The organism is Streptomyces sp. NPDC111802 (assembly GCF_055634335.1).
On record NZ_JBVKCZ010000015.1, the window covers coordinates 180,905 to 206,298 of the forward strand.

Genomic DNA, 25,394 nt, shown 5'->3' on the forward strand with positions numbered 1-25,394 from the left:
GTCCGTCGCTTCTCAGCCGGTCCTCAGGGCGGCGAACGAACGCCCGTCCGCCGTCCACAGTTCGGCGACCCGCCATCCGGCGCGTTCCGCGTACCGCAGCAGGGCGGCGGTGCCGAGGCGGGCCCAGGGGAAGGGGGCGCCGGTGGTGCCGTGGGCGTCGGTGACGTGGACCCGGACGCGCTCGTCGAGGTCCGGGTCGGGCGCGGTCTCGACGATCAACAGGCCGCCGGGGGCGAGGAGTTGGGCCACCCGGTCGAGCAGGGCCGCCGGGTCGCCGCCGATGCCGACGTTGCCGTCGATCAGCAGCGCGGTGCCCCAGCGGCCCTCGCCGGGGAGCGGTTCGAACACGGAGCGGCGCAGCGCCGGTCCCCCGAGCCGCTGGGTGCGGGCCACGGCCGCCGCGCTGACGTCGACGCCGAGCACCCGCCGCCCCTGCCGGCCGAGCTCCGCCACGAGCCGCCCCGGCCCGCACCCGACGTCGAGCACCACGCCCTCGCATCGCCGCAGCACCTCCAGATCGGCGGCGTCGGCGTCCGCGCACCAGCGCTCCACGTCCAGCGGCAGCAGCCAGCCGTCGGTCCGGCGCAGGAACAGGGGGCCCCGGCCGGTGCGCAGGGCGTGGGAGTAGGGGTCGGCGGACCAGGTGCGGTCGGTCGAGGGGTGGGTGTCCGAGAGGCGAAGACCGGTGCTGTCCGCTCCCGGTGACCGGCCGCCGGAGTCGACCGGGCCCGCCTGGCGGGCGATCCGTGCCGTCGTCATCTCCCGCAGCCCGCTCATCGTTCCGCCGCCGGGGCGAGGCGCGCCAGGGCCCGCGCGAAGCGTCCGCCCGGTGCCGCATCGGCGACCAGGTCGGCGTCGTACGCCGTGTCGACGTCCCGCAGCCGGGGCAGCTCCCGCACCCGCAGGTCCGCGAGCCGGGCTCGCTGTGCGGCGCCGGTCCGTGCCGTCGACATCGGGACGCCACGCAGCCGTGCCGGGTCTGGTTCGGCCAGGCCCAGCGCCCAGAAGCCGCCGTCCTCGGCGGGGCCGAAGCAGGCGTCGCACCCGGTCCAGTCCACCGTCAGCAGCTCCGGTGTCACCTGCGGGGTGTCCATGCCGATGAGCAGGGTCGGGCCGGCGCAGCGCGCGAACGCCTCGGCCAGCCGTTCGTCGAGGCCGCCCGCGCACTGCGGTACGACCTCGAAGCCGGGCGGCAGCCAGGGCCCGGGCGTGCCCTCCAGCACCAGCACCCGGCGCCGTGCGGGTGTCCGCGCCACGGCGTCCAGGGTGTCCGCGAGGGACGCCTCGGCGAGCGCGGCCGCCTCCTCGGGCGTGAAGGGCGGCGTCAGTCTGGTCTTCACCCGGCCCGGACGGGGCTCCTTGGCGATGACTAGGAGCGTGGTCACGGGCGGGTTCCCTTCCGCGCGGGGGTGACCGGCCGGGCACCGGGGCTGTCGGTGAGCGCGGGTTCGCGGCGGTCGGCGCCGCCCCCGTCCTCAGCCAGCACCCGACTCATGTCCCGCACCGCCTGCCAGGTCCCCCGCCAGGTGCCCGTCACCTTCGACGCGCCCGTGCGTGGCAGATACGGCACCTCGTACTCGGCGATGCGCCAGCCGGCGTCGGCGGCGCGGACGACCATCTGGAGCGGGTAGCCGCTGCGCCGGTCCGTCAGTTCGAGGGCGAGCAGGGCCTCGCGGCGGGCGGCGCGCAGGGGGCCGATGTCGTGCAGGCGCAGACCGGTGCGGCGGCGGAGAAGCCGGGTCAGGGCGAGATTGCCGGCGCGGGCGTGCGGCGGCCATGCGGCACGGGTGCCGGGGCGGCGCCGGCCCAGGACCAGGTCGGCCTCGTCCGCGGCGATCCGCCGCACGAAGGGCACCAGGTCGCCCGGGTCGAGCGTGGCGTCGCAGTCGCAGAAGCAGACGATGTCGGCCGTCGCGGCGGTCAGCCCCGCATGGCAGGCGGCGCCGAAACCGCGCCGCTCCTCATGGACGACGGTCGCGCCGAGCGCCCTTGCGACGGCGGCCGAACCGTCCGTGGAGCCGTTGTCCACCACCAGTGCCCGCCAGCCGGGCGGGATGCGTTCCAGCACCCAGGGAAGTGCCTCGGCCTCGTCGAGACAGGGGAGCACGACGTCGACGGACGCCGTGAGCGGTGCGTTCGTATCTGCGGATGGGGTCGTCACGGCTTTCACCCTACGAGCGGGAAACAGACATATCGGGCAGTGGCTCCTTACGAAACGAGGACGTCGGGAGCCGGCGGCCGCATACGCGCGCGCGGGGTGCGAGGCTGGCGGCATGGAGCAGCAGCAACAGCCGTACCCACAGGCCGGCACCCGGGTCCTGGTCGTCGACGACGACCCCACGGTCGCGGAGGTCGTCTCCGGATACCTCGACCGCGCCGGTTACGTCGTGGACCGGGCCGGCGACGGCCCCGACGCCCTCGCCCGAGCCGCCGCGCACCGGCCGGACCTCGTCGTCCTGGACCTGATGCTGCCCGGCATGGACGGCCTGGAGGTGTGCCGCCGGATCCGCGGTGACGCCCCCGTCCCGGTCATCATGCTCACCGCGCGCGGCGACGAGGACGACCGCATCCTCGGTCTGGAGGTCGGCGCCGACGACTACGTCACCAAGCCCTTCAGCCCCCGCGAACTCGTTCTGCGCGTCCAGTCGGTGCTGCGCCGCACCCTGCCCGCTCGCGCGGGGGGCGCCCCCGCGGCCCAGTCGGCGGGCACACTCCGCGCGGCCGGGCTCTCGGTCGACCCGGCGGCCCGCCGCGCCCTCAAGGGCGACGCCGAACTCGCCCTCACCATCCGTGAGTTCGACCTCCTCGCCTTCTTCCTGCGCCACCCCGGCCGGGTCTTCAGCCGTGAGGACCTGATGCGGGAGGTGTGGGGCTGGGACTTCGGCGACCTGTCGACCGTCACGGTCCATGTCCGCCGGCTGCGCGGAAAGGTCGAGGACGACGCGGCCAGGCCACGGCTGATCCAGACCGTGTGGGGCGTGGGCTACCGCTTCGACACCCCCGGCCCCTCCCCCGACCCGGAGGCCTGACCGTGCGCGACACCCTCCTCATCGCCCTCTTCGCCTTCCTGGGCGCGGCCGCGGCCGGCGTGCTCGGCGCGTGCGCGCTGCGCCTGGTCCGGCGCCGCTCGCTGATCGCGCACCTCACCGTGGTCGCCGGCGTCGGTGTCACCGCGATGCTCGCGGGCACACTCGCGGTGGCCCAGGCGATGTTCCTGTCCGGGCACGACCTGACCGTCGTCACGACCGTCGTCGCCATGGCCGCCGTGGTCTCCCTGGCCACCGCCCTGCTGCTCGGCCGCTGGGTCGTCGCCCGCAGCCACGCCCTCGCGCTCGCCGCCCGCTCCTTCGGCGACGGCGGTGGCTTCACCTCGCCCGACGGCCCCGCCACCGCCGAACTCGCGGCACTCAGCCGCGAGTTGGAGGCGACCAGCGTGAGACTCGCCGAGTCCCGCGAGCGCGAGCGGGCCCTGGAGACCTCCCGGCGCGAACTCGTCGCCTGGATCTCCCACGATCTGCGCACCCCCCTGGCCGGCCTGCGCGCGATGGCGGAGGCCCTGGAGGACGGGGTGGCCGCCGACCCCGACCGCTACCTCAAGCAGATCCGTATGGAGGTCGAGCGCCTCAACGGCATGGTCAGCGACCTGTTCGAGCTCTCCCGCATACACGCCGGCACCCTCACGCTCTCGCTCGCCCGGATGTCCCTGTACGACCTCGTCGGCGACGCCCTCTCGGGAGCGGACGCGCTGGCCCGCGAGCACGGTGTCCGGCTGGTCGGCGAACGGGTCGAGGGCGTGCCGGTGGAGGTGGACGGCAAGGAGATGAGCCGGGTCCTGGGCAATCTGCTGGTCAACGCCATCCGGCGGACCCCGGCCGACGGCACGGTGGCCATCGCCGCCGAACGCTCGCCCGACGGTGTGGTGCTGTCCGTGACCGACAGCTGCGGCGGCATTCCCGAGGAGGACCTGCCCCGCGTCTTCGACACCGGCTGGCGCGGTACGCACGCCCGTACGCCCCCGGCGGGCGCCGGGCTCGGTCTCGCCATCGTGCGGGGCATCGTGGAGGCGCACCAGGGGCGGGCCAGCGTGCGGAACGTTCCCGGCGGCTGCCGGTTCGAGGTGGTGCTGCCCGCCGCCGCTTCCTGAATGCGGGCAGCACCACCGGTCCTGGGCAGGCTACGCCGAGCGCATACCCGCTTCGGCGAACTCCCGCATTCCCTCCGCGAAGCCCACCTGCGCCTTCCAACCGAGCTCCGCCCGCAGCCGGTTCGAGTCGGCCGTGATGTGCCGTACGTCGCCGAGCCGGAACTCACCGGTCACCACAGGTTCGGGGCCGCCGTACGCCGCCGCGAGCGCCTGGGCCATCTCGCCGACGGTGTGCGGGTCGCCGCTGCCGGTGTTGTACGCCGTGAGCGCGCCCTCCGCCACGGCCGTCGAACTCGCCTCCAGGGCGGCCACGTTGGCGGCGGCCACGTCCCGTACATGGACGAAGTCCCGCCGCTGACGCCCGTCCTCGAAGACCCGCGGCGCCTCTCCGCGCGCGAGGGCCGAGCGGAAGAAGGAGGCGACGCCGGCGTAGGGGGTGTCGCGGGGCATGCCGGGGCCGTACACGTTGTGGTAGCGCAGCGACACCGCGGTGCCGCCGGTCGCGCGTGCCCACGCCGCCGCGAGGTGTTCCTGGGCGAGCTTGGTCGTGGCGTACACGTTGCGCGGATCGGCCGGGGCGTCCTCCCCGACCAGTCCGGGCGCGAGGTCGGCGCCGCACACCGGACAGGGCGGCTCGAACCGGCCCGCCTCCAGATCGGCTACGGCACGCGGGCCCGGCCGTACGACACCGTGCCGTTCGCACTCGTAGCGTCCCTCCCCGTACACCACCATCGACCCGGCCAGCGCCAGCCGCCGTACGCCCGTCTCCGCCATGGCGGTGAGCAGCACGGCGGTACCGAGGTCGTTGCGGGAGACGTACTCCGTGGCGTCGGAGAAACCTGTGCCGAGTCCGACCATCGCGGCCTGGTGGCACACGGCGTCGACGCCGGTCAGGGCGTGGCGGACGGCGGCGGCGTCCCGCACGTCCGAGCCGGGGTCGGTACGGACGTCGTACACGACGGGCTCGTGCCCGTGCGCCACGAGCGCCTCGACGACCTGGGATCCGATGAAGCCGGCACCGCCGGTGACCAGTACGCGCATACGCTCACGCTAGGGCGGCGAGGGGTGTTCTTGACGCTCGCCACCCGCCACGTCACGGGTTCGTAAGGGCTCCGACCGTCAGCGGAACCGTCACCGTGAACACCGTCGCCCCCGGCTCGCTCGTCAGGTCGATCCGGCCGCCGTGGGCCCGGACCAGGGACTGCGCGACCGCCAGTCCCAGCCCGCTGCCGCCCCGGTCCCGGCTGCGGGCCTTGTCGACGCGGTAGAAGCGGTCGAAGACGCGCTCCCGGTCGGCGGGCGGGATGCCGGGGCCGGCGTCGGCGATCCGGACCAGGGCCGTGCCGCCCGCGACCGACACCGCCACGGACACCGGGGTGCCGGCCGGGGTGTGCACCGCCGCGTTGGTCAGGAGGTTGTCGAGGACCTGGCGGATGCGCTGGGGGTCCAGACGCAGTTTCAGGGAGCCGGGCCCGGGGGCCACCGTCAGGGGGTGGTCGCCGTGCGTGACCCGGAACGCGTCCGCCGCCTGCTCGACGAGCTCCACCAGGTCCGCCTCCTGCGGCCGCAGCGGCGTCTCGACCTCGGCGGCGTCCAGCCGGGCGAGCAGCAGCAGGTCGTCGAGGAGGAACCCCATGCGCGCGGCCTCGGCGCGCAGCCGGGCCAGATGCCTGTCGCGTTCCTCGGGGGCGTTGGCGGCGGCGTACTGGAAGAGGTCCGCGTAGCCGCGTACCGACATCAGCGGCGTCCGCAGCTCGTGCGAGGCGTCGGCCACGAAGCGGCGCAGCCGCTGTTCCGCCTCCGCGCGTACCGCGAGGGAGTCGTCGATGTGCTCCAGCATCGTGTTGAACGCGGTGCGCAGCTCCTCCACCTCGGGCCCGCCGCCGCGCACGTCGTGCCGTATGGGCAGCCGCCCCGAGTCGGTCAGGTCGTGCGAGGTGATACCGCGGGCGGTGTGCGCCATGTCGCTGAGCGGCTTCAGGCCCCGCCGCAGCATCCCCCGCCCCAACACCACGAGGGCCAGCAGCGCCAGCCCGAAGGTGACGGCCTGGATGGTGATCAGCTGGCCGACGGTGTCCTCGATGTCCTCCATGGGCGCCGCGCTGACCAGCACCACACCGGGCTCGACCTCGCAGGCCCGCAGCCGGTACTCGCCCTTGCCCTTCAGGTGCTCGGTGCGCAGGACCTCGGTGTCCGCGCCGGCCTGCTGCCGGGCCAGGGAGGTGAAGTCGTCGACGTCGGCCGGCAGATCGGCGGGGTCCTCGGGCCTGCGCAGCACGGGCTTGCCGTCGGCCACGTCGTACACGGCGTAGAACCAGCTGTAGTACTTCTTGCCGGAGAGCGTGCCGTAGTCCGCGATGGACCTGGACTGGGCGATCTGGCCCTGCGCCAGCTGTGTGTCGAGCTGGGCGGACAGATAGTCGCGCATATACGTCGTCAGCGCGGTGCCCACGACCGCGAACACCACCAGCGACAGCACCCCGAGGCCCAGCGCCAGCCGGGTCCCGAGCCGCATCCCGCGATACGCCCGCCGCAGCCGCCCGATCACTCGGCGGCCTGCCGGATCACGTACCCGAAGCCGCGCACGGTGTGGATCAAGGGGGCGCCGCTGTCGTCGAGCTTGCGGCGCAGCCTGCTGACGACCAGCTCGACGACGTTCGAGCGGCCACCGAAGCCGTACTCCCAGACATGGTCGAGGATCTGCGCCTTGGTGAGGACGGTCGGCGACTTGCGCATCAGATAGCGCAGCACCTCGTACTCGGTGGGCGTGAGCGTGAGCAGCTTGTCGCCGCGGCGGACCTCGCGGGTGTCCTCGTCCATCGTCAGGTCCGCCACCCGAAGGACGGAACGCTGGAAGCCGGGCCCGGCGCTGCGCCGCAGCACGGTCCGCAGCCGGGCCATCAGCTCCTCCACGGCGAACGGTTTGACCAGGTAGTCGTCGCCGCCGCGGGTCAGCCCGGCCACCCGGTCGGCGACCCCGTCCCGGGCGGTGAGGAACACCACGGGCACCATCGCCCCGGCGGCACGCAGCCGGTCCAGGACGCCGAAGCCGTCCAGGTCGGGCAGCATCAGATCCAGCACCACGATGTCCGGATGGAACTCGGCGGCCAGCCGCAGCGCCTCCTCGCCGGAGTTCGCGGTGACCGCGTCCCAGCCCTCGTAGCGAGCGACCGTCGCGACGAGGTCGGCGATGGGCGGGTCGTCGTCCACGACGAGCAGGCGTACTTTCTCCACGCGTTCATACTGCGGCACCCGGCGCCGGTCCCATGAGCCGGGTGCGGGCCCACGACCACATCGATAACCAGTTGAAAGAAGTACGACAGCTTTTCGACAGCTCTCGCCGGACAAGCTCAAAAGCCACAGACGAGATCAAGGAGCTGTCGCCGTGACGACCGTCCAATCGCCCCCTGCGCCCCCCACGGCGATACGCCCCAGGGTGGTGGCGCGCACGGGTCTGTACGCCGTGCTGGCCGCGAACGTGGCCGTGGTGCTCTACTTCTTCTTCGCCGCCGGCTTCGCCTCGAACGCGCTCATCGTGATCGGCCGCCTGGCCGGCCTGTTCGGCGCGCTGCTCATGGCCTTCCAGCTGCTGCTGGTGGCCCGACTGCCCTGGCTCGACCGCCGGATCGGCATGGACCGGCTGACGTCCTGGCACCGGTGGACCGGCTTCAGCGTCCTGTGGGCCCTGCTCGCGCACGCCGTCTTCATCGTCTTCGGCTACGCCGAGTCGTCCTCGCTGGACCCGGTGAACCAGCTGATCGACCTCGCCGAGACGGTCGAGGGCGTGCTGCGCGCCGTTGTCGCGCTGGGGATCATCATCGTGATCGGTGTCGTCTCGGCCCGGTTCGCGCGGCGCCGGCTGGCGTACGAGACGTGGCACTTCATCCATCTGTACACCTACGTCGCGGTGGTCCTGGCGTTCACGCACCAGGTCGCCGTCGGTACGTCCTTCACCTCCTCCTCCGCCGCCACGGCGTACTGGTACGGCGTGTGGGGAGTCGCCCTGGCCTCGGTGTTCGTCGGCCGTCTCGTCCTCCCCCTCTGGCGGAACTGGCGCCACCAGTTCCGTGTCTCGGCGGTGGTGCCCGAGTCCCACAACGTCGTCTCGATCTACGTCACCGGCCGCGACCTGGACAAGCTGCCCGCGCGGGCCGGCCAGTTCTTCCTGTGGCGGTTCCTGACGAAGGACCGCTGGTGGCAGGCGAACCCGTTCTCCCTGTCGGCGGCCCCCGACGGAAGGGGGCTGCGGCTGACCGCCAAGGCGGCCGGCGACGGCTCGGCGGCGCTGCGGCACCTCAAGGTCGGCACGCGCGTCTTCGCCGAGGGCCCGTACGGCGCCTTCACCGCGCTGCACCGCAGCCGGCCGGAGGCCGTGCTGATCGCGGGCGGCGTCGGGGTCACGCCGATCCGGGCGCTGCTGGAGGAACTGCACGGCCATGCCGTCGTGATCTACCGGGTCGCCTCGGACCAGGATGCGGTCCTGTACGGCGAGCTGGTCGAGCTCGCCCACGCGAAGGGCGCCGAGCTGCACCTGGTGACCGGCCCGGTCACGCCGGACAAGCTGGCCCCGGCGGAGCTGGAACGGCTGGTCCCCGACATCACGAACAGGGACGTCTTCCTCTGCGGCCCGCCGCCCATGATGAACGCGGTGATCGGCAGCCTGCGCGAGCTGGGCGTGCCCAAGGAGCAGGTCCACTTCGAGCGTTTCAGCCTGGCCGGCTGAAAGGGACGGGAAAGACATCATGAAGCGGGCAATACCTGTCCTGGTCCTCAGCATCGCGGGCCTGATCCCGGTCTGGCGCTACGAGCCGTCCCTCGGCACGGCCACCACGGAGACCGCCTCGCCTGCCTCGACGCCTTCGGCATCGGCCCCCGCGGGGGCATCCGGCAGCACCGTGGTCAAGGGCTCAACCGTGCAGACCGACAAGGGCCCGGTGCAGGTGCAGGTGACCTTCACGGGCACCAAGATCACGGCCGTGAAGATGCTCCAACAGCCGAACCACCCGCAGACGACGGCAGCGGTCCCGAAGCTCGTCGCGGAAACGCTTCAGGCCCAGAGCGCGGACATCGACACCGTCTCCGGCGCGACGATCACCAGCGACGGCTACAGGCAATCGTTGCAGGCGGCCATCGACGCGAACGCGGACTCGGCCGACTCGGCGGCCTCGTCCTCCGCCGCCTCGCAGTCTCAGACGGTCGACGGCTCGGCGGTGAACACCGACAAGGGCACCGTGCAGGTCCAGGTGACCTTCGAGGGCGACAAGATCGCCTCGGTGAAGATGCTCCAGCAGCCGAACCACCCCCAGACGACGGCGGCAGTCCCGAAGCTCGTCGCGGAAACGCTTCAGGCCCAGAGCGCGGACATCGACACCGTCTCCGGCGCGACGATCACCAGCGACGGCTACAGGGAATCGTTGCAGGCCGCGATCGACGCGAAGGGCTGATCATGCACCGAGTCGAACACGTCATGGGGTTCCCGGTCTCGCTGCGGGTCGACGACGAGCACGTGTGTGCCGAGTCCGCGGACGCCGTGTTCGCGTGGCTGCGTGAGGTCGACGCCCGGTTCAGCCCGTTCAAGGCGGACAGCGAGGTGTGCCGACTGGACCGGGGCGAGATCGCGCAGGCGGACGTCAGCACGGACCTCGCCGAAGTGCTGGGGCTGTGCGAGGAGTACCGGATCGCCACCGGCGGCGCCTTCGACGTACGGCTGCCCGGACGTGGCCTCGACCCGTGCGCGGTGGTGAAGGGCTGGTCCGTGCAGCGGGCGGCCGAGCTGTTGCGGGCGGCGGGTTCGAGGCGTTTCGTGCTCAACGCCGGCGGTGACGTGGTCGCCGCCGGCGGGCCCTGGCGGGTGGGGGTACGGCACCCCGAACAGGCCGACAAGCTGTGCACGGTGGCCGAACTGACCGACGGGGCGATCGCGACGTCCGCCCGTTACGAGCGCGGCGACCACATCATCGACGGCCGCACGGGGCGTCCGGCGACGGGTCTGCTCTCGTTGAGCGTGGTGGCGTCCTCCCTGACCGTCGCGGACACGGTTGCGACGGCCGCGTTCGCGGTGGGCAGAGAGGGAGTCGGGTGGGCCGCGTCCCGGGCGGGCTGCGAGGTGTTCGCCGTGGACGCCGAGCGGCGGGTGTTCCGTACGGAGGGCTTTCCGGTGGCGTCGACGCAGGCCCGGGCGGCGTGACGGGTCAGATACGCGGCAGATGACAGCGGGTCAGATGCGGGGCCGATGACGGCCCAGACGGGTCAGATGCGGGGAAGGTGACGGCTCAAGAGGTCGCGCAGCCGCTCCGCGTCCTGCTCGGACCGCAGCCCTCGCTTGGGCAGGAACTCCACGAGCAGGATGTTCGGGTCCCGGCTGAGCAGGACCACGTGGTCGCGGGCCTCGCGGTAACCGCAGAAAATGGACCAGCGCTGGACGAGGGTCGTGTGCACGGTCTCGGTCGCGATCCCCGTCCCGCTCACGGTCGTCCGGTACTCGCCCTGCCAGGAGACGGTGCGCAGCACGTGGTGGGCCTGGAGGCGGGGGATCGACCAGATCATGGCGGCGCAGAAGAGGGCGAGCACCCCTGACACCGCAGAGCCGTTCGATGCGGTCATCGCCAGTACGGCGGCTGTCCCGAACAGCCCGGTGAGGCCCCAGCGGACCAGAAACAGACCCCGACGGCGCTCACGCACCAGGATGCCCGCGAGAATGTCGGCGCGTGTCGGCCGGTAGACCAGTTCGACCGTGTCCATCACTTCAACCCCTCCGGCAGTGAGACGGTCCCGTTGTACGTCCCCGAGGTCCGCTCGGTCACATCCTGCTCGTACCGGATGTGCTGCCCGTCGTAAGGGATCCGGAAGGTGCACTTGAAGGTGTGCCCGGTGATCCGGTACGTGGCGGCGTCGAGGACGAGCGTCTCCTCGATGCCGCCGACGCTGATCCCGCTCTCGGGCGCGGCGACCCCGGCCGCGCGCAACTGCCGCAGGGTCGGGGCGAGTTCGCGAAGGGCCTTTCGTACGACGCCACGAGCCCGAACTCCGGTCAGCGGGGCGGAAGTCGTGCGGGCGCGCAGTTCGACGCGGCCGTCCGGCGTGGCGAGGGTGACCTCGTCGCCGTACCGCCGGAACGCGTCGAGTGCGGCGAGGGGGTCCTCCACCCGGTCCGCGAACTCCGGGGCGGTGACGGGCCCCTGTTCCCATGCCTCGGTGCCCTTCTTGACGTAAGCGGTCCCGTCGGCGACGTAGATCTCCTCGGGCTTGCTCACGCCCTTGCTCAAGGTGGCGCCGGTGGAGTGCAGGGCCCAGCGGTCGCCCGTTGTCCGGCGCACGGTGGCCGTGTAGGTCGCGGCGCTCTCCTGGCCGGGCAGGACCAGAGCCTCACGGCCCCGCACCGAGAACGTCCACCCCTTCTGCCCGGCCATCGCCTCCTCGGCGCGGGCGAGGAACTCGGCGGCGGTGCGCGGCGGTTCGGGCTCGGCGGGGGCGGCCTGGGTGCGCTGGGCGGTGGTCTGTGCGGACCCCGCGGGCTTCCCCTCGTCCACGGAGGCCGCACAGCCGGTCAGCACGGCGGCGAACAGCACCGCCGTCGCGGCAGAGATCCTTCTCATGCGACGACTCTCCCGACCCGACCGTGCAGCGTCAGATAGAAGGTCTGCAGGGATTCTCCGGGTCCGCCGAGTTCGAAGCGGTTGCGGACCCTTCCGAGCGGGTTCCAGACCCGTCCGTCCGGCATCCGCACCCCCACCGGCTGCCCGAAGTAGTCGCGCTGGTCGGCGTCGAAGTCCACCCACACAGCGCCCGCGCGACGCACGAGCACCTCACCGACGTAGGCACCGAGCCCGAACAGCGTGTCCCGCACCTGCTCGCGTCCGGTACCGCCTTTGCGCAGCCCGTCGATCAGGAAGTCCACGACGCGCAGGCTGGCCACGGAGTAGTCCAGCGGCAACCGGTTGCGGGCGGTGACGCGGGCGACGAACTCCGCCGCACACGACCGCATGTTCCTGGTGCCCGTGCCACGCCCGTCCTGCGGACTCATGGGACCCCCACCCCTCTGCTCGATCAGCCGGGAGACCTGCTTCCGGTACTCCCGATCGATCAAGCGGATGTCGCCTCACGAACATCACGGGTCACTGGCGTGACGATTCGCACACACGTAAGTCACAGCAGATGCACAACCTTTGAGGCGTTGGTACGTCGGCGGCGACGGGACGGTTGGTTCGCGCGCCCGGGTTTGCGGGGAAGGCTTCAGCGTCTTCGCCGTCGACGCCAACTGGCCGGAGTCGCGGCAGGTCATGGGGCACGGCTACGACGAGGCCACCGGCGACATCTATGTGCGCCTGTGGTTCGGCTCCCAGTACTACGACCCGCAGGTCGAGCATGTCACGGTCTTCAGCGCCTCCTCCGGCAACGCAGAGGCCGTCGAGACCTTGGAGCGGGCCTTGGAGATGTACTACCACCCCGGCGACGAATACCCGGCCGGCCTGCCGACCTCCGAACCCGTCACCATCACCACGGACGGGAAGCCCATGACGTTCGAACTCTGGCGCAACAGCAGCGACCGTTGCTGGGTCGCACGGGGACGGGTCGAGAGCACGGAACTGGTCCTGTCCGGCTTCGAGACCGAACCCAGCGAGCTCAGCCTGGTCCGGGTGAGCGACCTGACCTCGTTCTCGAACCCGTTCGGGCCTCTCGAGTAACTGCACTGAGGGCTGCCGATGTGGTCAGTCGCCGTCCGATTCAGGGCTTTCGTAGCTCTGGAACCAGTGGACGTCGAAGTAACGGGCGGTCGAGAAGGGGTGGTGCGGGTCTGTGAGCATGCGATGAATGAACTCGGCGGTCGAGCCGTCGAACCGCTGCCAGGAGTCGGGGACCTCCTCCGACATGACGACGGGCCACTTGTCCGGGTCGGAGCCCTCGGTAAGCCAGTAGAACCGGTCGGCCTGCTCGGAGCCGGCCCACTCGAGCAACCCCCCGGGAGCCGGGAAAAGGTCGTACGGCTCCCACAGGTCGTTACCGCGCACCCGCGACCACTCGGCAAGCCACTCGGCGTGCCGGACGATGTCGGCGCTCTTGGACGGGGCATCGGGTACGGAGAGCTGGAGGAAGCCGTCGAACGCGCCATGGCCGAAGAACTCGACCAACCGCTTGTAGTCGTTGGGCAGTGCGCTCCCCAGCCGGTCCTCAACCGCAGCCCAGTCGAACGTACGGGCCAGGTCCGATTCCCACCCGGTGACCGCGACGACGCGGTCCACCCAGGAGGCATCCTCCGGCAGCACGTCCACCGCCGGATCGAGCCGCTCGGCGACGACCACGACGGGCCTCATGCCCTCGCTGGTCCGCATCGCACCGCAGCCGATCCATCGGCCGGCGTACGCCCACGCCCGCATCTCGACCAGCCGCTCGCCGAATGGGACGAGGAGCGGCAGCCCTGTCCTCTCGGTCACCGCCGGATCGACGTGCCCGCCCATGACGAGAGCGCGTGGCTGCCCGTACCGGCCGCTGAGACCCTCGGTCAGCGCGGACGATCCGACCTCGCCGGAAGCCGCCAGGCACACATGCCCTGCCGGGTGCCCCGCCTCGCGGCACTCCAAGGTTCCCGTCCCAGGCCGGAGCAAGCCGTTGACAGCTGCGAGCAGTTCCTCTTCATTCATGACAGACAGTGAAACGCACGCCTCTGACATCGGGACTCATGGCCGGGTGTGGGCCGGGCCGCAGCCCGACCCGGCCCACACCGGTCACATCAGCCGAAGGACATGCCCGCGAAGGGATCAGGTCCACCGGTCCACGGATCCAGGCCTTGCTCGATGCGGCGCCGCTCCTCGGCCTCGTTGAGATAGAGGGCCGAGCCCGCACCCCAGAAGGACTCGTCCCCGAGCGGGCAGTCGTCGAATTCCGCTTGAATGACACGGACGAGGAACTCGACCACGCCACAGTCGTAGCGACGCCACAGGTTGTCGTTCCGGTTGTAGACGAGCAGCGGCCAGGTGTCCGGATCCTCTGCCGAGGCGTCCCAGCACAGAATGTCGGCCCTCGGCGTTGGCCGTCTCGTGGATCATGCCGCCGTAGGGCGAGGCAGGGGGTTCGTGCCTGTTCTCGGGTGCGACGATCCCCAGGCAGTCCTCGACTCCACCCGCACCGTAGAAGTCGATCAACCGGCGGTAGTCGGACGGGAAGCTCCTCCCCCACGACTGTTCCACGCGGCCCCAGTCCACCGAAGTGCCGCTCTCGGCCGTGCGGGGCATGAGGCGCTGAAGGTCGTCCCACGCCGACATGCTGTTGCCCCTTTTCTGCTGTGCCCGATCCGGTCATGGCATCTCTCCGGTGGGAATTTGCCGCCCGGTGTTCTGGTCGTTGAACATGCCCAGGTTCCGGCGGTTCAACAATGCGTTGGAAGCGAAGGCCTCGATCTGGACGCCGGTGGATCCGTGCGGGTTCGTCCCGTAGGCGGATATCCGGAATCCGGTGGGCACGGTCCGGCGTCCACTGTACGTGGGGTCGCCTGATAGGGGACACAAGTCGTCCTCTTCGCGAGCCCCGTGCATTGCGGTGCGGAAACAGAAGCCGCTGCTCGGTAGCGGGAGGAGTGGTGCCATGAGTTGCCCGGTCGATAGGTGGCGAAGGCTCGCCAGGAATGCCCTGGCGAGCCTTCGCTGTGTTCGTTGCCGGTACTAGCCGCTAGGGCTGTGGCAGCTCATTGAAGAAGGGTCGGTCGGGCGCGAAGTTTCGTGAGCAGACGGTCAGTTCCTCGCCCTTCAGGTACGCCAGCATCCACTCGTTGAATGTCATCGCGTACTCGTAGTACCCGGATTCGTCGTGCTCGATGACCCCGATGCCCCATTGCTCCGAGGAATCTCGCGGCACTCTGAAGTAGACCGCCTCTCCCGAGGCAGAATTCCCCCAGGGGAAGAGCTCGCCCGGACCGGTGCCGAGGGGATGCGGAGGCAGGTCCTCCTCTGCGAAGTCGGCCCAATTATCCGGTTCTTCCCTGATCGCCTCACCCAGGTTGTACCAGACCGTCGCGGGGTGGAACACGGTCAGCTGATTGTTGATCAGCACCGGCCCGTAGGCGTCCACGAACTTCCGGTAGTCCTGCGGGAACCGGATGCCGAGATCCCGCTCGAGGCTGGACCACGGCTCCGGATCGGTCCACAGGAAACGCGGCTCGCCGAGCAGTTCCCGCAGGTCGTCGAAAGTAGCCGTCACGTGCACGTCGTACCTCCCTTCGCCGGCTGATTGATGACGGTGCAGTACACCGGATCCGACCCGAGGTCGTATACGGGACGCCGGAGTTGGCGTTCCCGTAGATCGGCGTGACGCTGATGGCAGAGCGTGCCGTCCGGACGCAGGAGCGTCCATGCGTCCGGCAGCAGGTCCTTGTGCGGGTGTAGCCCAGGCCCGCCTTCATCGTGATGCGGTAGTGGACACCCGTCGGGGCCTTACACATGCTGTCGGCCTGCTCGTGAAGACGGGTGTCGTGCCGTCACCGTCCGGCAGACGGGTCTCCGTGGCGTTGGCATTCGCCCTCGGGTGCAACTCCAACGGCGCACCAAGCGCCCCTGCTCCGGGGCTGGCGCTAGCTGTACAGCTTGAGGATCTTGTCCCCTTCGCTGAGCTCATCCAGGATCTTCTGTTCCGAGTGTCCAGTGGGGCCACTCACGGCCGAGACTTCCCGGATCGCCCCAGCCTCTCCTTGAACCTTCGCCACGGCGACGTTGTGGTCGGCGCCGAACAGCCCGCCGTTGACGGATCTCAAATGCCCTGCGACTGGGGTCGTCACTGTTGTAGCCGATCTGCCTCGGCTCAGACGCTCCGCCCGAGGGCGTCCGCCTGGATGCACGCGTGACTCACAGTTTGCGTCCCTCCAGTACAGGTCCACGAGAACCGGCACCGTCGTCAATTCTGTCAGGGCTGAAGACCGCGTCTCATATCGACCCATTGGGTGAAGAGTTCAATGAACGGATCGTTTTCGCCCATCCTGGAGAGCAGATCCTGAACCCTCTCCGGAGGATAGTCGTCAACCATGAGCAGCAACTCCGACTGGAGCGCCCCGCGACGACGAATGGACGGCGTTTCCGACGACTGGATCGCCGCGAGAAGGTTCTCTCGGACGAGCAGTTGTCGGATCCTTGGAACCTCGGCCAGCAGCGCTTCCCCAAGGACCTTCCCCACCTCGGCGCGGTTCCTGTCACCAAAGGCCCATCTCGTACGGAAGACACCCGACGAAGCAGGGTCATGAGCCGCCGAATCCGGCGGCATCAAAGAGTAGGACGCCAGGGCTCCCGATTCCTTGACCTCGGGAACTCCGGCAACCATGTACTGCCGGTTCAAGAACTGCCAATGAGGCTCCGGAACGAACGAACACTGGGCATGAAAAACAACTGCCTGAGGATCAACACGCATGGGCGTGAAGTGGATGAAGGCAACGTCCCCAGAGTCACCGTCGAGCCTGTACACTTGCCCCTTCTTTCTGAAGCCAAGGGGCTTCAACTTGGGCGTTACAAACTCTTTCAAGAAGTCGGACAGTTCCTTCACGGACACCACCAGTTATTTCGATTATGCGGGAACCCCCGCGAATATGTTATTCGCGGGGGTTCCGAACATCAAGCGGCCAGCCCGTACCCGGTGAGAGCGGCCGCACCTGCGCCTACGGCTGCCTCCGGGCCCATCACTGCCGCGCCCGCGACCACTGCCGCGCCGCCCAGCGTGAACAGCGGGATGACCAAGGGGTCCCACCCGCCGTTGTTGGACAGCGGCCTCGTTCCAACTCCCTCCTGATAACCCGTACCTGGGTATGCACCAGGTCCGGGACCCGCCGATGGATTCGGCGTCTGACTGGCGGCGGCTTGTCGCGCCGCTGCCATGGAGCTGTTGTTGTAGATCTGCTTGAACTTCTTGTTCGTGTCCCTGCCGTAAATGACGGCGCCTTCCTCCGGCCCCATGACCTTGTCGCCGTTTCCGACCTCATAGGGCCCGCCGATCATCCAACCGAGGACTGCGTTCTTCCCCTGGGCCTTGAGACGGTTCACGTACCACTGGGCCTCGGGTACCGCCTTGCTCGCGTCCCCAGCCGACTTGACCTCCCAGACGTAGTAGACGTCGGCCTTGGCGTCGTATCCGAGGATGTCGGGTGTGCCGACACTGCAGTCGGGAACCGCGAGTCCTCGGTTCCTCCGCGGTGTCCCTCGATTGCCATTGCGGGGGTACATGCACTCCTTGTTCGCCCCGTCAATCTTCGTCGGCGGCAGCACTGAGAAGTCAGTCGCCCCGATGCTTGCGGCTTGCGCCTCGATTTCCAGGATCGCACGGTCCTGGGCCGCATTGTGTCGACTGGTCTTGTTCCCTGTCTTTCCGGGAAGTGCGTTCCGGCCAATCGTGACGGCATTGCACCCGCTGATCCCCCCACACAGGGCATCGACCGACGTATGGCCATCGACTTCGATCTGCGAAATGGGATTTCCGCCGGTGAAGGCGTAGCGGTTCCCGGTGAAGGGATCGGCACCGAGGCCCATGTCCGCGAGCGCGCCGTTGTACATGTCCCGGCTGGTGAAGCGGTTCAGGCCCGGGTTGTAGTCACGGAAGCCCATGTCGTAGGTGCCGGACTGAGCGTCCCAGCGCTTGGCGTTGTACCGGTAGGGGTTGTAGGTCTCCTTGGTCGGATCCGTGGTGCTCGGCTTGTCGATGCCGGTGAACTCGGACGTGTCGTCGGAGCCGTAGGCGGTGTAGCCGTAGGTGGCCTTCGTGTCACCGTTGTTGTCCGTGAGAGTTTCGACGTCGGTGTGGCTGTTGTAGCCGTAGTAGCCGTCCTCGGTCGTGCCGTCGCCGTTGTGCGTGACCTGCGACAGGCGCTCCCCCCACGGGCTGTACTGGTACGACTTGGTCAGCTCGCCCGCGACCTTCTCGTCCAGGACCTCGTTGGACAGGCCCAGGTACGCGTAGTCCGTGGTCTTGCCGTCCGCTGTTTTGGACGTGGTGCGGTCGAGCGGGTCGTACCTGTACGTGGTGGACTTCATCGCACCTGTGTCGTCCCTCTTCTGGGACTCCACGACATGGTCGAAGCCGTCGTACACGCTCCTCTCGATGATCTGCCCGCCCGAGGTGACGGATTCCTGGCGGCCGAACGGGTCGTAGTTGTAGTTCGACGTGGCTGCGCCGTCAGCGGTGGCGCTCAGCAGGCGGTTGCGGTCGTAGTCGTAGTTGGTTGTGACGTTGCTGACGGTCTGGCTGATGACGTTGGCGTTGTTGTCGTAGACGTAGCTCTCGGTCTCCGCGCCGTTGCCCGTCTTGACCGACTTGGTGAGGCGGTCGGCCGGGTCGTAGGTGTAGTTCGTGGTCGACGACAGGTACGCCGCGTGGTTGTCGGCGTTCATCTTCTGCGCCACGTCCTGCGACTTGTTCCCGTTGGGGTCGTAGGCATAGGTGTGCGAGGAGACAAGGGTGCCGTTGGGCTTCTTCTCCGTGGTCGACTTCAGCGCCGCGTCCAGGTAGTACCTGTAGTCAACCTTGTTGCCGTTGGCCTTGGTCTGCTGGAACGTCTGGCCGCGGTCGGTGTAGGTGTAGGACGTCACCTTGGGATTGGTGTCCGTCGCCGTCTTGCCGACCGAGACTGTCTTCACCAGCTCACGCAGGTCGTACGTGTACTTGGAGAACTGGTCGGGGTGCGTGATCGTGTCCGGCTGGCTATTCGCGTCGTAGGTGTACGACGTGGACTTCTTCTCCTGCCCGGACAGAGCCTCGGTCACCTTCTGGACCTGATTGACGCCCGTGTAGGTGATCGCGTACGCGTCGATCTCCGCGGTCGACGAGGTGTCGTCGATCGACGTCAGGTTGCCATTGAGGTCGTAGGAGTAGGCGAAGTCGCTCTTCTCCGTGTCGGCCGGGTCGCCGCTGGTGTCACGGACGAGTTTCACGCCGTCCGCGACGACCACGCCGCCGCTGTTCTGGAACAGTTGCAGCTTGGCGGCGTTGCCCTGCTTGAAGGAGTAGGAGCCCAGCGAGACCCAGGTGCCCTGGTTGGCTGTCGCATTCTGGTCGATCGTCTTGTCGGCCGTCCCGGTCTCATGGGTGAGCGTGTACTTGGCCGTCGTCGCGGCGCCCGTGACCTTGGGGAACTTCACGTACGCGGTGTACGTGCCGTCCTTGGGGATGTTGAGCGTCCACGTGAAGGCGTCCGTGCCGGTGCCCGCCGCGTGGGTCTCGTGGTTGTAGCCCTGCTGGCCGGTGATGTCTCCCTTCGTCCAGGTGCCGGTCTTCGAGGTGTTCTGGGTGTCGGAGTTGTCCACCAGGACGACCGACTTGCCCACCGGGACGCCGTCGTCGGAGCGTGACTTCAGCGAGCCGTCGGGGTAGAACGACCAGGTCATCGTGCGGTCCGAGGAGCCGGCCGCCGAGGTCAGGGTCCGCTTGGTCTGCTGCCCCAGCTCGTTGTAGTCGTAGGTCGCGCTGATGTCCCACGGGTCCGTGGCCGACCTCACCCAGCCGTTGTCGAAGTAACCGTAGGTGGTGTCGTTACGGACCGTCTCACCCTGCGACGGCGGCAGCGAGGTCTTCGCCACCCGGCCGACCTTGTCGTACGTGGTCTCCGTGTAGACGTTCGGGTTGTTGTAACGGCTGTCCGCCGGGTCGTACGGCTGGTACTGCCTGAACGGCCGGTTCAGCTCGTCGTAGTCCGTACGGACGCTGAAGGCGTCCGTGGCACCGGCCGTCGTCGCCCGCGGTGTGAGCACCTTGGTGGTGTTGCCGACCTGGTCGTACTCGTACTTCGTGGTGTTGTACGTGATCGACGTGGTGCCGTCGTGCGGAACCTTGACCTCGGTCTGCTTGCCGCGCTCGTCGTAGCTGATGAGCGTGGTGTTGTTCTCCGCGTCCGTGGCCGAGGTGACCAGCGAGTCCTTGTCGTAGCCCCGCCTGGTGGTCTTGCCGGCCGCGTCCGTGACGACCGTGGCCCGGTGGTTCAGGTCGTAGTCGGTCTTGGTCGTGTAGTCGGTCGTGTCGGTCGTCGCGTTCTTCTTCGGGTCGATGACCTTGGTGACGTTGCCGACGTTGTCGTACTCGTACGAGACCTTGTCGCCCTTCGCGTTGACCACGGAGGCGAGCTGGTAGATCTCGTTGTAGTAGTTGGTTGTGACGTAGTCGATCGTGTCCGTCGTCGTCGCCGTGCCCTTGGGCTCCGTCGTCGTCTTCGGATTGCCGACCCTGTCGTAGGTGTACGTCGTGGTCCGCGGGTCGGTCTGGTTGTTCGCCGGAGCCGTCGCCGAGGTGATCTGGTCCGCGTCGTCGTACACCGCGGTCGAGACCGCGCCGTTCGGCGCTGTCGCCTTGGTGACGTTGTCGTTCTCGTCGTACTCCGGCGCGGGCGAGGTGATCAGCACCCCCGCGCTCTGGTCCTTGGGCACCGTTTTGACCAGCGGGCGTCCGAACGTGTCGTAGGTCTGAGTGGTCACCTTGCTGTTGGCGTCGGTGACCTGGGTGACCTGGCCCCGCTCGTCGTAGTCGAAATGGGCCGAGAAGTTCTTTGCGTCGGTAATCGTCTTCGGGTACCCGGTGGGCTCGAAGTCGCTGTATGTCGTCGGGTTGCCGTTGGCGTCGGTCGTCTTGGTCGGCTGCCCGTAGGAGTTGTATTCGTACGACGTGGTGTAGTCACCCGCCGTCGTGGTGGCGACGCCCTTAGGGTCGGTGACTGACTTCAAGTTGCCGAAGGTGTCGTAGCCGAACTGCCAGGCATGGCCCTCCGGGGAGGTCTTGCGGAACAGGTCTGCGGAGTAGCCGTCGGCGCGCGTCTGGTACTCGTACTTCGACGTGTTGGCCGGCCACTTGGTGGTGTCCGTCACGCAGGTGGTCGTCTGGTCCGGGACGCCCGTTTTGTTGTTCTCCGCGTCGCGCTGCCAGAGCGCGTAGCCGGTCTTCTGGTCGTAGCAGTACGCGGTCTTCGCCCCGTTGTCCTCCTCAAGGTAAGTGACGTTGTTGTCGGCGTCCCAGCTCATCTTGGTGGTCTGGGATTTGGCGTTGGTGGTCTGCACCGGGCGACCGAAGTCGTCCGTGACGTACTTCGTGGCGTGGGTTTCGGCGTCGGTGACGGTGGTGTCGGTGAACTTCGTGTTCGTCGCGTTGGCCGCGTACGCGAAGCCCGTGCCGTGGCTCAGCCGGTCGGTGATGGTCTTGGTCCACCAGTGGTACTTCGGGTCGTCACCCGCCTGCGGGGCGTAGTACGCGAGCTCGGTGCCGTTGCCACGCGGGTCGGTGGCCTTGACCAGCTTGACGTTCTTGTTGCCCTGGGTGGCGTCGTAGGTGAACTTGAAGACCTTCGGCTGGCTGGAGCCGTCACCGTCGGTGAACTGACCGAGCAGGCCCTTCGTCGTGTAGAAGAAGGAGATCTTCCGGACCGGCAGGCCGGAGACGGACGCGGAGATGTCCGTGATCGACTTGACGTGGTCGTAGATCTTCGAGTTCGTCAGGTTCGAACCCGTGACCTTGGCGCCCGTGTCGTCGATGTAGTCGTACGACGCGTCGCCCTTCTTGTAGTACTCAACGCGCAGGGACTGTCGGCCCGCCGGGTCGGTGATGTACGTGAGGAACTTGGTCGGCTTGTTGTTGGACTTGCGTTCCTCGTACGTGTACGCCTGCGTGTTGCCGTTCTTGTCCACGACGGACGTCAGGTAGCCGTCGCAGCCGAAGAGGAACCGCGTGCCGTCGGGGCGCATCAGCGTCCACGCGTCCGGGATCGGGTCCTTGTTCGGGGTGCAGTCCAGGCCCGCCTTCATGGTGATGCGGTAGTGGACGCCCGCAGGGGCCTTCCACGTGCCGTCCGCCTGCTTGCGGAAGACATGCGTGGTGCCGTCACCGTCCGGAAGGCGGATCTCGGTCGCGTTGGAGTTGGGGTTGGGATGGAAGTCGAGCGGCGCGCCGAGGCGGATCGGGCCTGCCAGCTGCGCCGACCAGCCCGCACCGGTCACCGTGTCGGAGGTGTCCAGCGAGTTGTACGCGAACCGCGCGAACGTCGTAAGGCCGCGCCCCGGATTGTTGAACGCGTTGTACGACCACACCGTGTTGCCGGAGGCGAGGTTGTTCATCAACGTCGACCCGGCACCGGTGTTCTTGCCGGTGTAGGAGTAGAACTTCTCCAGGCCGAGGGCGTTGGACGTCGGATCCTCCACCGCCACGCTCTGCTTCAGCGACGGAATCCCGCCGGTGCCGGCGGACAGCCAACTACCGTCGGACACCTTCTTGATGTCCCAGCCGAGCACGTACTCAGTGCGCTTACTGCCCGAGTCCGAGTTGATCGGCGTCTTGACCTGCGCCTGGACGGTCGCGGACTGGCCGGGGCTCAGGGCCGGGACCGCCGTGGAGAGCTGGTTGCCGCCGGTGGTGACGTCCGTACCGTCCGGGAGCTTCCAGGTGTACGACAGCTGCCGCTCACCGCTCGCCCACGCGGAGCTCGTGGTGTTGGTGACCGTGAAGTCCACTGTGTACGTCGAGTTCGGGGTCATCCGGGCCGGGGTCTGCGGCGCGTAGTACGTGTCCTCGGTCGTCGAGTCGACGTAGATCACGCGCAGGAGCGGGCCGAGCTGCTGGTCGGAGGTCTCGGAGGCCAGGAACACCGTCCGCTCCTGCGGCCCGGTGGACGTCTCGTCCTTCAGCTTGATCAGGGCGCCCTTGTTGGACGTCGGGGTCTTCACCCAGCCCTGAGTGAGCGAGGTGGCGTCCCACCAGTGCCGGCCCACCTCGGAGACCTGAGCGACGGTGTCGGAGACCGTCGCGGAGAAGTCGCCGCCGGCCGTCGTCCACGCCGTGCCGGTGGCGGCACTGTTCCAGGTGGCCTGGGTCTCGTTGAAGTCCCGGTTCAGACCGTGGAGTTCGTAGATCGCGCCGTCGGTGCCGGTGGTGGTCTCCGCGCCCCACATGAACAGCCGCGATTCCAGCACCGTGGCGGTGGTGGGCAGAGCGCCGGTGGGGAACTTCAGCGCCGTACGCGTCTTGCCGTACGTGGGCGAGTTGTTGCCCACCGTCAGCCAGTTCTGGCCGGCGCCCGCCGAGTCGATGGTGTCGAGGTTGGTGGTCGCCGCCGTGGACGAGAGGGTGGTGTCCGCGGTGCCGGACGCGGTGCCCTGGATCAGGCGCATGGTGCGGCCCGCCTTCGGCACGCCCACGATCCGGGTGGGCGAGCCGAGCAGCTGACCGTCGGCCGTCTTCACCGCGATCTGGTAGTAGTACGACCGCCCGATCTCCGCACTGGAGGAGTCCGGCGTCGGGGTCGCGGTGGTGTCCGTGTAGGTCGTCGCACCCTTGTCGATCGGGGCCACCAGGGTGGCCGCGGACGGGGTGAACGCCTGCTGCGTGGAGCGGTGCAACTGGTACTCGGCGATGTTCAGGTCGGCGTCACCGGTGGTGTTGGAGTACGCCTTCCAGCTCAGTTCCGGGCCCGTGGAGTGGATCACGGTCGGCGAGTTCAGCTCGGTGCCGACCTTGCCGAACGTCACCGTCAACCGCGGGATCGTGGCGGTCTCGCCCCCGTAGTCGCCGTCGCCGGCCTCGTAGCGCGGGCCGCCGAGGGGGTTTGCCGCCTCGTCGGTCGCCTTCAGCACGAAGCCGTAGTTGGTGGCGGTACCGTCCACCCACTTCTGCACCGTGTCGCCGACCGGGAAACTGTGCCAGCGGTTGTACTGACCCGCCGACTTGGTGATCTTCGCCGGGTCGACCAGGCGCACCGCGTCCGCGACCAGCGCCTGACTGGTCGCCACGGAGGTGTCCTTGAGCTCGACCTTGTAGGCGCCGCCCTTGTTGAAGGTCAGCTCGTTGGTGTCGCCGCCCAGCGGCGTCCACACACCGCCCGTGCCGGTGGTCTGGTTGACGGTGTAGGTGCTGGTCGCGCCGCCGGCCGCGGTGACCGTGTAGGGGGCGTTGGTGGCCCGGTTGGCGCCCTGCACATAGTGCGCGTCCACCCGGTAGGAGGCCGTCTCCGGCACCCGCACCGGCCAGGTGAACTTGTCGCCGGTGATCGAGTCGAGGTTGTAGCGGAAGGTGTCCCCGACCGCGCTCGTCGTCGCCGCCGAGGTCGGCCAGGCGCCGACCGCCGCCGTGCCCGCGTCCTCGTCGTCGACCTGCACCGTCGTCGCGGACTGCTCACCCACCAGGTCGCTGGTGCTGGACCAGGTCGCCGTCGTCTCGTCCCACGCCTTCGTGGCCCGGTACACACCGATCTGCGTGTTCGTGGTGGCCGTGGTGTGCGCCTGGTCGAAGTACATCTCCAACCGAGCCGAGTCGATCTTCGTGCCCGACGGGATCTCGTCCAACGGGAACTTGATCAGAGAACGGGAGTTCGCCGTGGTCGAGGTACGGCCCGCCGACAGCTTCCAGGTGGTGTTGAAGTTCGTCGACGGCTGGTCCGACAGCACCATCGTGTCCTGGGACTGCGACGGTGACGGCGCGATCGTGATCGTCGGGTCGATCACCACCGGGTACTGCCGCTCCTTGGCCGCCAGCCACTTCGCGTCCGGAGTGACGGTCAGCTTCCAGGACTTGCCGTCCCGGGTCAGCTTCTGCGTGACCTTCGTGCTGTAGGTGCGGCCGAAGACGGAGGAGTCCGCCTTCTTCGCGTCCGTCATGTACGGCGCCGGGATCACCATCACCGGCGTGTGCGGCAGCTCACCGTACAGCGCGATCGAGCCGTCCTTGCGGGCCTTCGGTATCAGCCCGTCGGTGTCCAGCGTGAACGTGAACTTCAGCGGGTCGTCCGGGCGTTCGGCGAGGGTGATGTTCTCCTTCACCCGGCCCGGACCGACCACGTACTCCAGATCAGCGCCCTGCGCCGCGTCCTTGTACGTGACCGTGGAACCCTTCGCCGCCGGCTTCAGCGCACCGGCCGCGCCGTCGAGGCCGAGGGTGACCGAACGGCCGTCCGGCGACTGGAAGCGCACCAGCCGGTCCGCGTCCGTGCCGAACCAGCTCCGCCCCTCGTTCGTCGTGTTGGCGAACTCAAAACCCTTCGCCTGCGAAGCCCGGACCGTCGTGTCGACCGGCTTCCAGGTACTACAGGGGAGCTTCGAGAGCTTGTTGTCGGCGTTTCTCGTAGTGGATCTTGCGGGCGGCGGCTTGGTGGGCGCGGCGCCATAGTGACTGGGCGGCGATGACCACGGGCAGGTGGTGGATGTGCCAGATGGTCTGGTGGAGCAGGCGGCGGATCTCCTCGGCGGTGTAGTCGATCAGCTCAGGACGCTGTCCAGTGGGAGGGGCAGGTGCAGCGAGGGCCATGCTATGGCGGTTTCCGCGC

22 protein-coding genes and 1 pseudogene are annotated in these 25,394 nt (G+C 68.8%); 6 read left to right on the forward strand and 17 right to left on the reverse strand.

Annotated features, from left to right (window positions below; translation table 11 throughout):
* Positions 1-12: 12 nt before the first annotated feature.
* The 3 genes from ACZ7NC_RS19030 to ACZ7NC_RS19040 are packed head-to-tail and all read right to left on the reverse strand — an operon-like array spanning position 13 to position 2,170.
* Positions 13-777, reverse strand: a complete 765-nt coding sequence (locus ACZ7NC_RS19030) for a class I SAM-dependent methyltransferase (RefSeq protein WP_471489675.1) — start codon at positions 775-777, stop codon at positions 13-15.
* A complete protein-coding gene (locus ACZ7NC_RS19035; RefSeq protein WP_471489677.1) occupies positions 774-1,385 on the reverse strand; it encodes a TIGR04282 family arsenosugar biosynthesis glycosyltransferase in 612 nt (203 codons plus the stop codon). Before ACZ7NC_RS19035 ends, ACZ7NC_RS19030 begins: the two co-directional genes overlap by 4 nt.
* A complete protein-coding gene (locus tag ACZ7NC_RS19040; protein WP_471489679.1) occupies positions 1,382-2,170 on the reverse strand; it encodes a glycosyltransferase family 2 protein in 789 nt (262 codons plus the stop codon). Before ACZ7NC_RS19040 ends, ACZ7NC_RS19035 begins: the two co-directional genes overlap by 4 nt.
* A 103-nt stretch (positions 2,171-2,273) precedes the next feature.
* On the opposite strand from ACZ7NC_RS19040, the gene ACZ7NC_RS19045 reads away from it, so the two are divergent.
* Positions 2,274-3,029, forward strand: coding sequence for a response regulator transcription factor (locus ACZ7NC_RS19045; RefSeq protein WP_471489681.1), 756 nt, complete (start codon positions 2,274-2,276; stop codon positions 3,027-3,029).
* A gap of 2 nt (positions 3,030-3,031) precedes the next feature.
* Positions 3,032-4,144, forward strand: a complete 1,113-nt coding sequence (locus ACZ7NC_RS19050; protein WP_471489683.1) for a sensor histidine kinase — start codon at positions 3,032-3,034, stop codon at positions 4,142-4,144.
* Between the two features lie 30 nt (positions 4,145-4,174).
* Here ACZ7NC_RS19050 and ACZ7NC_RS19055 read toward each other — a convergent pair whose 3' ends face one another.
* Genes ACZ7NC_RS19055 through ACZ7NC_RS19065 form a run of 3 tightly spaced genes read right to left on the reverse strand, consistent with a single transcriptional unit; the run spans position 4,175 to position 7,378 of the window.
* The gene (locus ACZ7NC_RS19055) at positions 4,175-5,185 is read right to left on the reverse strand and encodes an NAD-dependent epimerase/dehydratase family protein (protein WP_471489685.1); all 1,011 of its coding nucleotides are present in this window, start codon (positions 5,183-5,185) and stop codon (positions 4,175-4,177) included.
* Between the two features lie 52 nt (positions 5,186-5,237).
* Positions 5,238-6,692 carry a sensor histidine kinase gene (locus ACZ7NC_RS19060; RefSeq protein ID WP_471489687.1) on the reverse strand — a complete coding sequence of 485 codons (1,455 nt, stop codon included), beginning with the start codon at positions 6,690-6,692 and terminating at the stop codon, positions 5,238-5,240.
* Complete coding sequence (locus ACZ7NC_RS19065) at positions 6,689-7,378, reverse strand: response regulator transcription factor (RefSeq protein WP_471489689.1); 690 nt, start codon at positions 7,376-7,378, stop codon at positions 6,689-6,691. The genes ACZ7NC_RS19060 and ACZ7NC_RS19065 overlap by 4 nt, the downstream gene beginning before the upstream one ends.
* A gap of 151 nt (positions 7,379-7,529) precedes the next feature.
* Between ACZ7NC_RS19065 and ACZ7NC_RS19070 the strand changes: the two genes are divergently transcribed.
* From ACZ7NC_RS19070 to ACZ7NC_RS19080, 3 genes are read left to right on the forward strand one after another with little or no spacing between them, the layout of a single operon-like run.
* Positions 7,530-8,867 carry a ferredoxin reductase family protein gene (locus ACZ7NC_RS19070; RefSeq protein ID WP_471489691.1) on the forward strand — a complete coding sequence of 446 codons (1,338 nt, stop codon included), beginning with the start codon at positions 7,530-7,532 and terminating at the stop codon, positions 8,865-8,867.
* 19 nt (positions 8,868-8,886) lie between these two features.
* Positions 8,887-9,588 carry an FMN-binding protein gene (locus tag ACZ7NC_RS19075; protein ID WP_471489693.1) on the forward strand — a complete coding sequence of 234 codons (702 nt, stop codon included), beginning with the start codon at positions 8,887-8,889 and terminating at the stop codon, positions 9,586-9,588.
* A gap of 2 nt (positions 9,589-9,590) precedes the next feature.
* Positions 9,591-10,331: an FAD:protein FMN transferase gene (locus ACZ7NC_RS19080; protein WP_471489695.1), complete on the forward strand. Its 741-nt coding sequence runs from the start codon at positions 9,591-9,593 to the stop codon at positions 10,329-10,331.
* 62 nt (positions 10,332-10,393) lie between these two features.
* Here the strand turns inward: ACZ7NC_RS19080 and ACZ7NC_RS19085 are convergent, their stop codons facing one another.
* The 3 genes from ACZ7NC_RS19085 to ACZ7NC_RS19095 are packed head-to-tail and all read right to left on the reverse strand — an operon-like array spanning position 10,394 to position 12,167.
* Positions 10,394-10,885, reverse strand: a complete 492-nt coding sequence (locus ACZ7NC_RS19085; RefSeq protein WP_471489697.1) for a PX domain-containing protein — start codon at positions 10,883-10,885, stop codon at positions 10,394-10,396.
* Positions 10,885-11,739 (reverse strand): hypothetical protein, encoded by an 855-nt coding sequence (locus ACZ7NC_RS19090; protein WP_471489699.1) that lies wholly within the window; start codon positions 11,737-11,739, stop codon positions 10,885-10,887. The genes ACZ7NC_RS19085 and ACZ7NC_RS19090 overlap by 1 nt, the downstream gene beginning before the upstream one ends.
* Positions 11,736-12,167 (reverse strand): hypothetical protein, encoded by a 432-nt coding sequence (locus tag ACZ7NC_RS19095; RefSeq protein ID WP_471489701.1) that lies wholly within the window; start codon positions 12,165-12,167, stop codon positions 11,736-11,738. Before ACZ7NC_RS19095 ends, ACZ7NC_RS19090 begins: the two co-directional genes overlap by 4 nt.
* 142 nt (positions 12,168-12,309) lie before the next feature.
* Here ACZ7NC_RS19095 and ACZ7NC_RS19100 point away from each other — a divergent pair, with 142 nt between their 5' ends.
* A complete protein-coding gene (locus ACZ7NC_RS19100) occupies positions 12,310-12,828 on the forward strand; it encodes a hypothetical protein (protein ID WP_471489702.1) in 519 nt (172 codons plus the stop codon).
* Between the two features lie 24 nt (positions 12,829-12,852).
* On the opposite strand, the gene ACZ7NC_RS19105 is transcribed toward ACZ7NC_RS19100, so the two are convergent.
* The 8 genes and pseudogenes from ACZ7NC_RS19105 to ACZ7NC_RS19140 form a co-directional block, all read right to left on the reverse strand.
* Positions 12,853-13,782, reverse strand: coding sequence for an SMI1/KNR4 family protein (locus ACZ7NC_RS19105; protein ID WP_471489704.1), 930 nt, complete (start codon positions 13,780-13,782; stop codon positions 12,853-12,855).
* 89 nt (positions 13,783-13,871) lie between these two features.
* On the reverse strand, positions 13,872-14,057 hold the full coding sequence (locus ACZ7NC_RS19110; RefSeq protein ID WP_471489705.1) for a hypothetical protein: 186 nt from the start codon (positions 14,055-14,057) through the stop codon (positions 13,872-13,874).
* Between the two features lie 379 nt (positions 14,058-14,436).
* The gene (locus tag ACZ7NC_RS19115; RefSeq protein WP_471489707.1) at positions 14,437-14,601 is read right to left on the reverse strand and encodes a hypothetical protein; all 165 of its coding nucleotides are present in this window, start codon (positions 14,599-14,601) and stop codon (positions 14,437-14,439) included.
* Positions 14,602-14,806: 205 nt separating this feature from the next.
* Complete coding sequence (locus tag ACZ7NC_RS19120) at positions 14,807-15,334, reverse strand: SMI1/KNR4 family protein (RefSeq protein ID WP_471489709.1); 528 nt, start codon at positions 15,332-15,334, stop codon at positions 14,807-14,809.
* 370 nt (positions 15,335-15,704) lie between these two features.
* A complete protein-coding gene (locus ACZ7NC_RS19125) occupies positions 15,705-15,908 on the reverse strand; it encodes a hypothetical protein (RefSeq protein ID WP_471489710.1) in 204 nt (67 codons plus the stop codon).
* A 125-nt stretch (positions 15,909-16,033) separates the two neighbouring features.
* Positions 16,034-16,663 (reverse strand): DUF4304 domain-containing protein, encoded by a 630-nt coding sequence (locus tag ACZ7NC_RS19130; RefSeq protein ID WP_471489712.1) that lies wholly within the window; start codon positions 16,661-16,663, stop codon positions 16,034-16,036.
* A gap of 68 nt (positions 16,664-16,731) precedes the next feature.
* The gene (locus ACZ7NC_RS19135) at positions 16,732-25,041 is read right to left on the reverse strand and encodes a golvesin C-terminal-like domain-containing protein (RefSeq protein WP_471489714.1); all 8,310 of its coding nucleotides are present in this window, start codon (positions 25,039-25,041) and stop codon (positions 16,732-16,734) included.
* Between the two features lie 112 nt (positions 25,042-25,153).
* Positions 25,154-25,394 (reverse strand): annotated as a pseudogene (locus tag ACZ7NC_RS19140) (hypothetical protein); the annotation flags it as partial.